Here is a 13,406-nt window from a genome sequence, read left to right as displayed (position 1 = left end):
ATCACTTATATGGTAAAGTAAATTATTTCTTCTTCAGTTTCAAATTGTATTTTTTTACAATTTCCAGAGTCGATTTATCGTCATTAAAAACCGAATTTAATCCCTGTGGTTCCTGCGGAGGGTCAGTTGTCAACGGTTCTCCCGGATTCCATTTTCCGGTTTCGTTAACTGCTTTTCCTTCACCGCCAAATCCCCAGAAATTTGCCGCCTGCAACGGACCTTTACTGGCAACACTTTCTGCAACCCTGCCAAAAATATAACTATAAAACTGATCGCGGTAAATTGAAGGTGCTCCCGCATTTAGATTTTCATTTTCTCTTGGCAATCCAAACTCTTCTATGATAATTGGTCGTTGTAAATTATTAGCGACTTTAACATGCGCATCAATATACTTTCCTGCATTTTCAATAGTGGCAGGAATTGTAGTTTCGGCATTATCGGCTTTGAACCAGTTCCAGTTTTTAGGCCAGATGTGCATGGTCAGATAATCAATATTTGGGTTTTTGTGTGTTCTTTCGAAAATATCAATAATGTCATTCGAGCTGTTTAAGCCTTCAGAACCCGTAGAAATCAAATGATTTTTATCCAGGCTGTCCATTAAATTTACAATATTGTTCAGCCAGGTTGTAAATTTAGCTTCATTTTCAACCGTAAAAAGTCTCGGTTCATTGCCAACCTGCCACGCCATGACTGTATTGTCTTCAGTGTATTTCTTTTTTGAATATTTATTAGTTCTTCCCATAATAAATTTCACATGATCTTCCAAAGCTTTCATACAAGGTTCACAACTATGAAACTGCTCGGTATAGGACATAAATTGAGGCCATGTATTCGGAGCGATATTTGGAACCGGAATCGCGCCTTTGCCGTTCCACTCCAGATATTGTGACATTCCGCCGGACCATTCCCAGTTGTTGGTTAGGTACAAAACTGCATACATTTTGCGTTTTCGCATTTCATTCATCAGGAAATCCAGTCCGTCAAGCAAATCTTCGTCATATTTTCCCTGTTCGTATTGCAACGCCGGACGCACCGTAAAATCGTATTTTCCACCATCGGCACCAACCAGAATTCGCAAATTATCGATTCCGTTTTTTTGCATCAAATCGAGCTCGCGAAGCAGTCTTTTGCGGTCTCCTACTTTTTTAGAACCAAGTAAACTTCCGTACCAATAATTTGTGCCTATATAGGTATATGGCTTATCTCCTTTGTAAAATTGCGTTCCTTTTACCGTAATTCTTTCCTGCGCCTGACACGCCATTGTCGAAACGAGTAAAGCTAATCCGAGAGTTTTTAAAAATCTGTTTTTCATAGATATATTTTTAGAAGCTGTTTCCTGCTATACGTTTCAATCTTTTGTGCCGAACCCCGGCACAAAAGGATTTTCACTTCTATCAGGGCTAGGCCTTTACGTGTTTAAGAAACTATTTTGGTAATTCATACATTTTTGGCAATGAATTCAGTAATGCCGATTTAGGTTTTAAGGTAAATGTTTTAAAATCTGCGGCATTCGAAACTGAATTAGTAGGTACATAATAACCGTTCGTGTCATTATACCAAAACATCACATAATTTACCTCAATAATGTTAGCATCGTATGTTGGATTGTCATTTAATGCCGAATATAAATAACCCGAAAACCAATCTGTTATTGGTGGTGTGCTTGCTGTAACCCGATAACCGGTTTCGGTCAGAGCTACAATTTTTTTATTCGTTAAAACCATATTGGATAACATTTTAAGTTTTGCGTTAGCTTTGTTAACTCCTGAACTTCCCTGATTATTAAAATCACCGTAATTATCCATTCCTAAAACATCTACATACGCATCACCGGGATAGCGACTTAAATAACCTTCGGCTGTTGTGTATGAATTGTCAGGAGAGAAAGCGTATAAAAGATTGTGTACGCCCTTGGTATCTCTCAGGTATTCAACTGTAAATTTATAGTTGGTTTTATATTCTTCGGGAGTACAAAAATTAGCTCCCCACCAAAACCAGCTTCCGTCAAATTCGTGAAAAGGCCTGAAAATTACTGGAATCAATTCGCCTTTAGAACCTTTTAAATTTAGAAATACACTTGCTAACTTATCCAGTTTTTTTTTGTACCATTCATGATTGACTCCGCCGGGCAAAATGCTTTTAAAGGCCTTGCTTTTTTGGTCGGTTGTCATTTCATCCGTATAAAAAGTATCTTCATTGTAAGGTTCTCTCAAGTGCCAGGAGAAAGTATTAATCATTCCTTTAGCATAAGCAGCTTTTGTATCGCTGATGATTTTTTGTTCTTGTTGATAAAACCAGTTATCAGACTGATTATTATTGTTTTTATCAGTGATAAACATAAAATCAGATCCTAAAAGAGCAGGATCATAACCCGTATTTTTTTTAATATCCGAATCGCCTCCGGTATCCTGATAAAAACTATCAAAAGCCGATTGCTGACCAATAGCTACTTTGGTTTTGCCTAGTTTTTTAAGGTTGTAAAATAAAGCTACAGTTTCTACAGTTGCTTTTTTATCAACAATATAATTGGTCACATTTTGTGTTGTTAAGCCATCTGTACCTAAAACCGGCGGATCTGTTTCCTCATCTTTTGATTCTTTATCAGATGAGCAACTAATCATAGTGATGAATAAACAACCTAAAAATGCTGTTTTTAGAAATTTGTTTTTCATTTTAAATTTTATTTAGATAGCTTAACTTCAATATTATCAGCAAACAAAGTTCCGGTGCAAACACTCATTGCAACCATAATTCGGTATTGTTTTGCACCTTCCGGAATTTGGAATGTTTTTTTGAAAGATGTCCAGTCGGTATTCCCGGTTACAGTTCCGATAACCTGATCTTCTGAAGCTTTGGTTGTATCGTCTTTTTTAAATTCAATAATAAACATTCCGTTATTCCACGGATCTTTGCCTTGTTGAATATCTTTCGCTTTAAGCCAGCCTGAAACTTCTATAGTTTTATCTCCTTTGTTGATGTCAGCTATCTGATCAATTGCTTTCCATTCGGCTGTTTTTGAAGTGATTTCTACAGCAGTATTTCCCTCTTTTTTTTCTATGGCAGAAATAATTCCTGAACCGTTCCATGAATTTAGACTTTCTTCGAAATTTCCGTTAGAAAATTGTTTCGGTTCAACGTTTGTCTTTTGTCCTTCCGGAATGGTAACAATCGGATGTAGTCTGAAATACTCTTCTTCAGAAAGGGCAATCGCATTTACATCATCAAAAAAAACACTTCCGTTGGTTTGTGCCAAGGCGAGCATAACTCTGATTTTTTTTGCATCAGCTGGAATTTTTATAGTCTTTTTATAATTTGTCCAGTTGGTGGTTTCTTTAGCGCGACCAATTGTTTCAGTACTAATTTGTTTTCCGCCTGCATTTGTAAACTCTAAAATTACTGCTCCCGCTTTATACTCTTCTTTTTGGTTTTCGACACCATCGGTTTTCATCCAAACACTGCATTCTATAGCAAAAGTGTTTTTCGGAATCGAAACAGTCTGATCTAAAGCTTTCCATTCTGCACCTACAAACTGATTGATGACAATGCTGTTTTTGCCGACTTTTTTGTCATAAGGAGAAACGGTAGCGGCGTCCCCATTCCAATTTTGAGTTTCTAATTCGAAACCACCGTTTTTGATCAGATTGGTTTGAGCAAAGTTTGATATAGAAATTAAAAAAAAGCTAAAGATAAAAAGTGGTTTCATAGTCAGTATTGTTAGCGTTATTGATTTTTTTACGGAATTCTACTGATAAGTTCTAAACAGGCTCTTCCGTTGTGATAAGGACATTTCCAAAAACCGGCTTTGTCTTTTTTTATCACCGTATAATCGTGATAAATTCCCCAAAACCATTCCCCGTTTTCGTGATCGATAAGATATTTTTTAGTGAATTCCCAGTTTTTAGATACTATATCTAAATATTTTTGATCACCGGTTAGCTGATAAGCAGTATAAAATCCAATTTGTAATTCAGATTGTGGCCACCAGTGTTTTTCTTTGATTAAATGATTGTTTTTTATTTCTAATTCATACCATAAACCACCATCATTATCTATTCCTTCTGTGGTTACATCGGCAATTTGAATAGCATATTTTTGGAATCGTGCAATGATCTCTTTGTTCTCAATTATCTCAGCGCATTGGAGTAATAACCAAGCAGCTTCGATGTCGTGACCGTAAGATATAACGTCTGCATTTTCATTCCAGTTTTCATCAAAAAACAAATGTAAATGTCCGGTTTCGATATTGATAAAATGCTTTTCAATAGTTGATAGTAAATTTTCGATAATATCTTTTAGCTGTTCATTTTTCCAGACTTTGTACAAATTTGCATAAGCTTCCACAATATGCAAATGCGTATTCATTGTTTTCTTTTCGTTGGCATCTTTTTCGCTTAAGCGTAAATCATCAATTGGCTGCCAATCTCTGGTAAAAGCTTCAAGATAGCCATTGTTTGTTTTGTCAAAACTATGTTTTTCAATTTGTTGGTATAACGAAATCGCTAATTCTAAAGCTTCTTTGTTTTGAGAAATAGCGTAGAATTCAGATAAGCCATAAATAGCAAAAGCTAAGGCATATATTTGATTTTTAGTATCTCTTGGAGTAGTGTCTGCATTGATACTCCAAAATAAACCACCAAATTCTTTATCGTAAAAATGAGCCGAAAGATACTCGAAAGCTCTTTCGGCAATTTTTTTATGATTTTCATTTCGGGTAACAGGATAACTGGCAGAAAATGTCCAAAGAATTCGGGCATTTAAAACAGAGCCCTTTTCAGCATTATCTATGGTTTCGTTTTTGTAATCAATTTGCCCGACAAAACCTCCATTTTTATTATCAATGGTATTGTTTTCCCAATAGTCAAGGATACTATTAAGTTCTACGTGTAATTCTGTTTTTAGTTGTTTTAAATTTAATGACACGACGAATTATATTGCATTGTTTTTTTCGATCTGGCTAATAATTGTTTCTACTGAACCCGCAGAAATAAACGTATCAGCAGGAGTATTAGTTACATAATCAACTAATTTTTCTACAGAAGAAATCGCAACATGCATTCTTGTGTCTGATGAAGCATAATAAATATAAACAGTTCCATCACCATCCTCAATCCAGCCGTTAGAAAATAATACATTCGAGACATCGCCAACTCTTTCAATGCCTTCAGGTCCCATGAAATGACCGGCAGGAACGTGAGTTACTTTAGAAATGTCATTTAAATCCGTCATAAACATATATAATGTATATCGCAAACCTGCGGCAGTGTTACGAACACCATGTGCAAGATGCAGCCATCCTTTTTCAGTTTTGATAGGTGCAGGTCCGAGACCATTTTTTAATTCGTAAACAGTATGGTATTGTTTTCCGAAAATAATTTTCTCCTCTTTTACAATCGGATTTTTCATGTCGTCAACATAGCCCAGACCAATTCCGCCACCTGCTCCAACATCAATAAATCCATCCTGCGGACGTGTGTATAAAGCATATTTTCCGTTTATGAATTCAGGATGTAAAACCACATTGCGTTGCTGACCTGTATTAGAAATTAAATCAGGTAATCTTTCCCAGTTTACCAAATCTTTTGAGCGTACTATTCCGGCATTGGCTACAGCAGAACTCGTATCTCCTTTTGGAGCTTTTGGGTCTTTTCTTTCTGTACAAAAAATTCCGTAAACCCATCCGTCTTCATGATTGATTAGGCGCATGTCATACACATTTGTATCCGCTTCTTCAGTTTGTGGAATTACGCATGGTTTTTCCCAAAATCTGAAATTATCAATCCCGTTTGGACTTTCGGCAATAGCGAAAAATGATTTTCTGTCAATTCCTTCAACACGTACTGCCAATAAATATTTATCGTTCCATTTGATTGCCCCGGCATTAAAAGCTGCATTCATTCCGATACGCTCCTGCAAAAACGGATTTGTTTTTTCGTTTAAGTCAAAACGCCAGTTCAAAGGTACGTGAGCAGCTGTCACTACTGGATTTTTATAACGCTGATAAATACCGTTTCCTATTGTATTTTGAGGCTCATTTTTTTGTTCAATGAGCGTTTGGTGTTCTCTTTCTAATGCTACTTTCCTGTCCTGAAACGTAGCTGTCGCTATTGTTGTCATATCAATTGATTTCTAAATCTCTGTTTTAATTTATATGGTCTCTTTTTTCGTTTAAATCTTGTTCTATGATTTGTAATTTTTCCTCAGATAATGGATAAAATACAATAAAGGCTACTGATACCGCAGCGGCAATGGCAGGCAGAATACTTAGCATTAACTGAATTCCGTTTTGAGCTGTGGCTGTCTGCTCAACATTTGCCTGAAAACCGTAGTAGCCCAAAAGCCACCCTGCTCCGGCACCTCCAATGGTCCATCCGAATTTTTGTGACATTGAGGATGCTGAGAAAACCAAACCAGTCGCTCTGCGTCCTTGTTTCCATTCAGAATAATCAGCACTGTCAGCATACATCGACCAGATAAGAGGGAAGATACAGCCTGCACAAATACTAATTAATACCTGGAAACTCATGATTAAGAAAACATCTTCTTTTCCGAAGAAATAGAAAACAAGGCTTAAAATGGCAGCTAAGGCCATAGCGCCAAAGAAGGTTTTCTTTTTACCTATTTTATTAGCAATTGGTGTTGCGATAATAACTCCGATGATATTGGCCGCCTGTCCTAATACTAAATAGATGGAAGTAGGGGTCATATGAAAATCAGTTCCAAAAAGGGAAAAATCAAAATTTACACTGCTGCTTACATAATACTTAAAGTAGTATACTGCAGCCCCGTCTCTGATTGAATTGAATACCAAAGCTCCAATTCCTGCGCCGAGTAAAATCCACCAGGGTCTGTTTTTTAATAAATCCTTTAAATCTTCTTTTAAGTTTGATTGTTCACCCTCAATTGGTTTTATTCTTTCTTTTGTCCAGAAAAAACAAGCCCAGAAAAATGCTGTTGTTATGATCCCGAATACGGCAATTGTTGCTAACCAGCCGGTTTTTGAATTAAGATTTCCTCCAAAATAATTCACAAGAGGCTCAATTAGCCACAGCGCCAAAAGACTTCCTCCAAACGCAAAAACCATTCGGTAAGAGGATAAAGTGTTTCTGTCTTTTCGGTCAGAAGACATTACGCCCAAAAGTGAAGCGTACGGTACATTGATTAATGAATAAATCATCATCATTAAAGAGTATGTTACGTAGGCATAGATTATTTTTCCTTTTTCGTCAAAATCAGGAGTGTAAAAAGTCAAAACTCCGATAACTGCAAATGGTATGGCAATCCAAAGCAGATAAGGTCTGAATTTTCCCCACTTACTTTTGGTCCGGTCAGCTATAATTCCAACAATTGGATCAAAGCATGAGTCCCAGATTCTGGTGATTAAAAACATGGTTCCTACTACAGCTGGCGCCAATCCGAAAACATCGGTATAGAAAAATAGAAGATACATGCTGAAGATTTTCCAAAACATAGAAGAAGCAGCGTCTCCAAGTCCGTAACCTATTTTTTCTTTTAAGCTGATTTTGTCGTGCATTTAGTTTTTTTTTAAAGGTTGTAGTTTAGTTGTTAGTTATTTCTTTGATACTTTTTGAATGTCTTTTTCAAATAAAGTTTTATCAAGATTGTAAAATTCGACAAAATCTTTTTCGCTTAGCTGACCTGGATAGGGGACATAATAGTGCATTTTTTGTTCTTTTTCCTGCCAGCCATGATTTCTCCAGAGCAAAGCATACGAGATTTTATAATCGCCAATAGCTTTGGAGAAAGTTCCTGTCCACCATTTTGGGTCAGGAATTGCTTCATAACCGGCTTCTGCCAAAGCAATTAATTTATGGTTTTTTTGAGTAATTTCATTTATGATTTTAAGCTGGCTCTGTGTTTCGGTAATAAACTTTTCACCGTTTATGTCATTATTATTTTGATAAGTATCAAAACTTAGAATATCAGCATAATCATCGCCCGGATAGTTTTCTAAAAAAGCTTCTTTTGAATTGAAACTGCTTGTGTTGTAGACATAAATTAAATTATGAACTCCTTTTTTTTGCAGGTATTCAAAAGTGAATTTCCAGATTGTTTTAAAATCTTCAGGGGTGCAATTCCCTTTACCCCACCAGAACCAGCCTCCTGTTAATTCATGATAAGGTCTGAAAAGAATAGGAATGTTTTTTCCTTTTTTATCCTTTAATGATAAAAAGAAACTGGCAGCCTTATCGAGCCATGATGTAAATTTAGCATGGTTTTTTTCGCCCGGTAAAATGGTTTTTAAAGCGTTTGGAGTATTGTCCCAGGCATTTTTTCCAGTTGCAGGATTGTCAAAATGCCAGCTAATTGTTGAAATTCCGCCTCGATCATTTGCTTCTTCAATATATTGTTTCATTTTATCAAAAGGAACTCCGTCTATATTATTAGGATCGTCTTTTTCAAGGCCTGCAATATCCCACCCATAGACTGCGGGATAGTCTCCGGTAACATCTTTTACATCACTTCGATGAGGCTCATATTTCCAGTTTACACCATAAGCCAAATCGTCCTGATGTCCGAACAGGTATCCTTTTTGAGTTAATTGCTGTAGTTTTTTATATAGAACAATTGTCTCTTTTGTTGCTTTTTTATCCGAAAGTGACAAATTTGTATCAATAGTTGTTGCCTTTGTTGAGCATGAAACCCCAATAAAGGTAAGTATAATGAGGAATAAGGGCGTTTTCTGCATAATTTGTTTTAAAAATGGTTTAAGCACTAAAGCTAAAAATATAAAAATACATTTTGAGAAAATAGAATGGTTTTTAAATAAATCTGTATTTGTTGTTTTAACTGTAATATTATTAAAACTGCAAAAATAAAGCAGATTAAAAATGATTGCCGTTTATTGTATTTGCTCTTTTTGAAAAAATGACAATTATATTTTTCAAAGATAAAAGTATGTTTGTCGTGTAATTAATATTATTTTATCAATTATATATCATATTATTGCAAATGATTTCATTGTTTCATGATCTTTTAAATATATATAATAAGATGAGCACAGCTAAAAATTTTTACAGAGAGATTGCGCCTTTGTCAAGTGGGGATAGTTTTTTAGTCTTTGACAGAATTAAAGATAGTTTTGATTTTCCGGTACATTACCATCCTGAGTTTGAAATTAATTTTATTTTAAACGGAAAAGGAGTGAAGCGTGTTGTAGGGGATAATATTGAGGAAATTGACAATGTTGAACTGGTTTTGATTGGCCCGAATTTGTATCACGGTTGGGAATTAAATAAGTGCACAAGCAAAAAAATTCATGAAATTACGATTCAGTTTCATAATGATTTATTTCATGAATCCTTGCTTTCAAGACGAATTATGAATCCAATTCGCGACATGTTCAATCGATCGATTCATGGTATTTTGTTTTCGAAAAAAGTAGCTGAAGAATTAACTCCAAGGCTTGTAAGGCTTTCAAAACTAGATGGTATGGATTATTTTTTGGAAATTACCTCTTTGTTGTATGATTTGGCAAATTCCAGAAATCAGCGTTTGCTTTCAACTTATACGGTAGACTATGATACGTTTGATGATTATGATAAAATGAAAACCGTTTACGAATATGTGCAAAAACATTTTTCAGAAAAAATTACTTTGGAAGATGTCGCCAGTGTAGCAAATATGTCTATAATTTCATTTAATCGTTTTATAAAAAAGCGTACAGGAAAAACCTTTGTCAATTATATAAATGATATTCGGATTGGGTATGCTGCTCGTTGGCTTGTTGAAAAAGATATGAGTGTTTCAGAAGTTGCTTTTAAATCCGGATTCAATAATATTGCAAACTTCAATCGTAGTTTTAAAGCGATTAAAAACTGCACACCAAGTCAGTACAGAGAAGATTTTTCAGGGCTGAAGCGTATTTTGTAGTTGATACTTTTTTTGCATAAACAAATATTATTTTTAACGAAATCGTTTTAAATTTTGCTTTTTTGTTGATTAATGTTTATTTGAAATGAGGTTTTGAATAGTTGTTGTTGCGAAATGTTTAAAAAATAAGCGTTTTTATTTCACTATATGTTTTTTTGTGTTGATCGAGTAAAAATATTATCATTAAATGATATAATACTATTAATATCACATTCACTTCTGTTATAGATTTGTTAAAAGTAAATCGGTTAAAAAAACACTCGTTTTAACTGCTTTTATAAAGTATTAAACTTTAAACTAACCAAACATTTATTATGAAAAAACTAATGACTAATTTTATTCATTGGAACGCTGGCCACAGAGCGATTCCATTGATTTTATTTTTGTTACTGACGAGTAATTTTATTACAGCTCAGGTTAAAATTTCAGGAACGGTATCAGATGAAAAAGGGCTGTCGATTCCAGGCGCAAATATCGCCGTAGTAGGTTCAAAAACATTAACTTCAACTGATTTTGACGGGAAATATACTATTGATGTACCAGCTAATTCAACTTTAGTATTTTCTTTCATTGGATTTAATTCTCAAAAAATTGCTGTTGATGGTAAGTCTACTATAAATGTTGTTCTAAAATCAATTGTTGAGGACTTGAAAGATGTTGTTGTAATTGGTTATGGTACTCAGAAAAGAAAAGATGTAAACAGTGCAATTTCAAGTATTAGTACAAAAGATATCGAAAATCTTAAAGTTGCTTCTTTTGATCAAATGATGCAAGGTAAAGCAGCTGGGGTAGTAGTAAACAGTAACTCTGGAGAGCCGGGAAGTAACGTTTCGGTTCGTATTAGAGGTGTTTCGTCTTTAACAGGAACAAATGAACCTTTGTATGTAATTGACGGAGTGCCAATATCAGGAGATGCAAGAAATTCTTCTACTTCGGGAAGAAATGCACAAGGTGATTCTAACTTTTCAAATAACGGTAATATTACTCAAAGTCCATTAGCACTTATAAATCCTAGTGATATTGAGTCAATCGATATTTTAAAAGATGCCTCTGCAACAGCTATTTATGGTTCCAGAGGAGCAAACGGAGTTGTAATTGTAACTACTAAATCAGGTAAAAAAGGAACAGGTAAATTAACTTTTGAAAACTCTTATACGATAAGTAATTTGCCAAAGAAGCTTAATTCGATGAATTTACAGCAATATGCAAAACATCAAAACGCTTTGGCAGATGTTTATGATCCTTCTTCGAAACGTCCTGAATTTGCTCATCCGGAGCTTTTGGGTAAAGGAACTGACTGGCAGGATGCGATTTACGAAACAGGTATAATGAAGTCGAATCAGCTATCTTTTTCTGGAGGTAAAGAAGGGATCAATTATTATATTTCAGGAGGTGTTTTAAATCAGGATGGTATTGTAATTGAATCGGGATTTAAAAGATATAACGTAAGAGTTAATATTGATGCTAAAGTAAATAGCTTTATTAAAGTAGGAGTTAATATGAGTGGGGCGCTCACAGATGAAAAGCTTACTCTTAACGGACAATTTAATGGTGTAGTTGCTACTTCGTTATTAGCAACTCCAGATGTTGCAGTAAGAGAACTTTCAGGTGCTTTTGCTGGTCCTCCAACTGGCGGTGTAACTTCGTTTGTTAATCCGGTAGCTACATCTTTGTTAGGTTCTAATACATTAGTTAGAAAAAATTACTCAGGCAATTTTTACACCCAAATAGACTTGTTGAAAGGTTTGGATTATCGTTTTGAAGCTGGTGGTTATATCTATGATAACTTAGGGCAGCGATTTGATCCTATGTATACGTTGGGTAATGCTGTTAAGGATTTTGCAAGCCTATACTATAATCCATCTTCAGGTAATTCATGGAATTTAAAAAACATGCTTACTTATAGAAAAACTATTGATAAGCACAATTTTACAATTCTTGCTGCTCAGGAGTCAAACAGAGCGCATTGGGAAGGCTATTCTATGATAGGTAATGGTTATAAAGATAATAGTGATCATTCTCTTGCAGCCTCTGATTGGGCTGAGTCTGAACTTAAAAGTGTTTATTCAGGTACACAAACTTTGACTTCTTATTTAGGTAGGGTAGTTTATGATTATGCAGATAAATATGGTGTTACTGCAGCAGTAAGGACAGATGGTTCGTCTAAGTTTTTCGTTGGAAAAAAATGGGGTACTTTCTTTTCAGGTAGTGGCTCATGGAAAATTTCAAATGAATCTTTTATGGAATCTACAAGAAAATATGTTGACAATATTAAACTGAGAGTAGGCTGGGGGCAAACAGGAAACAATCAGGTACCAAACAATTTGTACGATTCTAATTTACACGTAGTTATTAGTTCTATGGGAACGTCTTATCTTCCTTCTAATACGCCTAATACAAATTTGAAATGGGAAACTCAGGAGCAGACAAATTTAGGTTTAGATTTTACCATGTTTGAGTCTAAGTTAACAGCTTCGGTAGATTTGTATAAAAAAGTTTCTAAAAACTTCCTGTATCAGATTCCGTTACCAAATTACCTTTCTGGAGGAGGTGATTATGAAGGAGGTGTTAATCCTCCGTACTTTAATCTTGGGAGCATGGAAAATAAAGGTATCGAGATTACATTGGGGTATCATAATAAATTTACAGAAAACTTCTCATGGGATTCTAGTTTGAACTTTACCAGATACGTAAACGAGGTAACCGATATGGCTGGTTTGAATATCGTAAAAACAACTGGAACTCTTGCTTATAATACAGTAAGTGTTACCAGAACTCAGGAAGGTTTGCCTATAGGTTCATTCTTAGGATATCAGGCGGTCGGAATCTATAGAACAGATGATGATTTATTGAAATACGGACACGTAGACGGAGCAGGAAACAGAGTGCCTCTGAAAAATGGAACAAATTCTTTATTACCTGAGTTTGTTAAAGGTGATGTAATATATAAAGATTTAAATAATGACGGAAAAATTGACCAAAGTGACTTAACTAATATTGGTAATCCAAATCCAAAATTCACTTATGGTTTTACAAATAACTTTAAGTATAAAGATATTGACTTATCAATTTTTTTACAAGGTACTGTAGGAAACAAACTTTTAAACTTAACACGTGCGTCAGGTACAATGAATAGTAATTTAGGGACTAATTATTTAACAGAAGCGGCTGATTTTTATTCATCCTCTAATTTAGACGGTTCTTTACCTACGCCTTCAGCTTATGATCATATCAATAATGCTGTTTCAAGTCGTATGATTGAAGATGGTTCTTACTTAAGAATTCAGAATGTAACCTTGGGGTATTCTTTACCAATAGATATGATTTCTAAGATTAAATTATCAAGATTAAGAGTTTACGCTTCAGGACAAAACCTTTTTACTTTTACAAAATATAAAGGATATGACCCAGAAGTAGGATCTTATAATCAAGATGCTTTGATGTCAGGAATTGACAATGGACGTTATCCTGTACCAAGACAAATTTCTTTTGGTTTTAATGTTGAATTTTAATAG

At 34.8% G+C, this 13,406-nt stretch carries 9 protein-coding genes; 2 read left to right on the top strand and 7 right to left on the bottom strand.

The window, feature by feature from the left end:
• Positions 1-22 precede the first annotated feature (22 nt).
• The 7 genes from GWR14_RS07235 to GWR14_RS07205 form a co-directional block, all read right to left on the bottom strand.
• Positions 23-1,312 (bottom strand): glycoside hydrolase 5 family protein, encoded by a 1,290-nt coding sequence (locus GWR14_RS07235; RefSeq protein WP_163408361.1) that lies wholly within the window; start codon positions 1,310-1,312, stop codon positions 23-25.
• Positions 1,313-1,424: 112 nt separating this feature from the next.
• On the bottom strand, positions 1,425-2,672 hold the full coding sequence (locus GWR14_RS07230; protein ID WP_163408360.1) for a glycoside hydrolase family 26 protein: 1,248 nt from the start codon (positions 2,670-2,672) through the stop codon (positions 1,425-1,427).
• 8 nt (positions 2,673-2,680) lie between these two features.
• Positions 2,681-3,703: a carbohydrate binding domain-containing protein gene (locus tag GWR14_RS07225; RefSeq protein ID WP_163408359.1), complete on the bottom strand. Its 1,023-nt coding sequence runs from the start codon at positions 3,701-3,703 to the stop codon at positions 2,681-2,683.
• A 29-nt stretch (positions 3,704-3,732) separates the two neighbouring features.
• The gene (locus GWR14_RS07220; RefSeq protein ID WP_163408358.1) at positions 3,733-4,920 is read right to left on the bottom strand and encodes an AGE family epimerase/isomerase; all 1,188 of its coding nucleotides are present in this window, start codon (positions 4,918-4,920) and stop codon (positions 3,733-3,735) included.
• 6 nt (positions 4,921-4,926) lie between these two features.
• Positions 4,927-6,114, bottom strand: a complete 1,188-nt coding sequence (locus GWR14_RS07215; RefSeq protein WP_163408357.1) for a glycoside hydrolase family 130 protein — start codon at positions 6,112-6,114, stop codon at positions 4,927-4,929.
• 25 nt (positions 6,115-6,139) lie between these two features.
• Entirely contained in the window at positions 6,140-7,531 is a 1,392-nt protein-coding gene (locus tag GWR14_RS07210) for an MFS transporter (protein ID WP_163408356.1), read from the bottom strand.
• A 36-nt stretch (positions 7,532-7,567) separates the two neighbouring features.
• The gene (locus tag GWR14_RS07205; protein ID WP_163408355.1) at positions 7,568-8,707 is read right to left on the bottom strand and encodes a glycoside hydrolase family 26 protein; all 1,140 of its coding nucleotides are present in this window, start codon (positions 8,705-8,707) and stop codon (positions 7,568-7,570) included.
• 305 nt (positions 8,708-9,012) lie between these two features.
• Here GWR14_RS07205 and GWR14_RS07200 point away from each other — a divergent pair, with 305 nt between their 5' ends.
• Entirely contained in the window at positions 9,013-9,891 is an 879-nt protein-coding gene (locus GWR14_RS07200) for an AraC family transcriptional regulator (protein ID WP_163408354.1), read from the top strand.
• 314 nt (positions 9,892-10,205) lie between these two features.
• Complete coding sequence (locus GWR14_RS07195; RefSeq protein WP_163408353.1) at positions 10,206-13,403, top strand: SusC/RagA family TonB-linked outer membrane protein; 3,198 nt, start codon at positions 10,206-10,208, stop codon at positions 13,401-13,403.
• Positions 13,404-13,406: the final 3 nt, after the last annotated feature.

This window comes from Flavobacterium ajazii, from assembly GCF_010614725.1.
Classification (GTDB): Bacteria; Bacteroidota; Bacteroidia; order Flavobacteriales; family Flavobacteriaceae; genus Flavobacterium; species Flavobacterium ajazii.
Note: the sequence above shows the minus strand (reverse complement) of the source record. Positions and strands in the feature narration are given on the sequence as shown.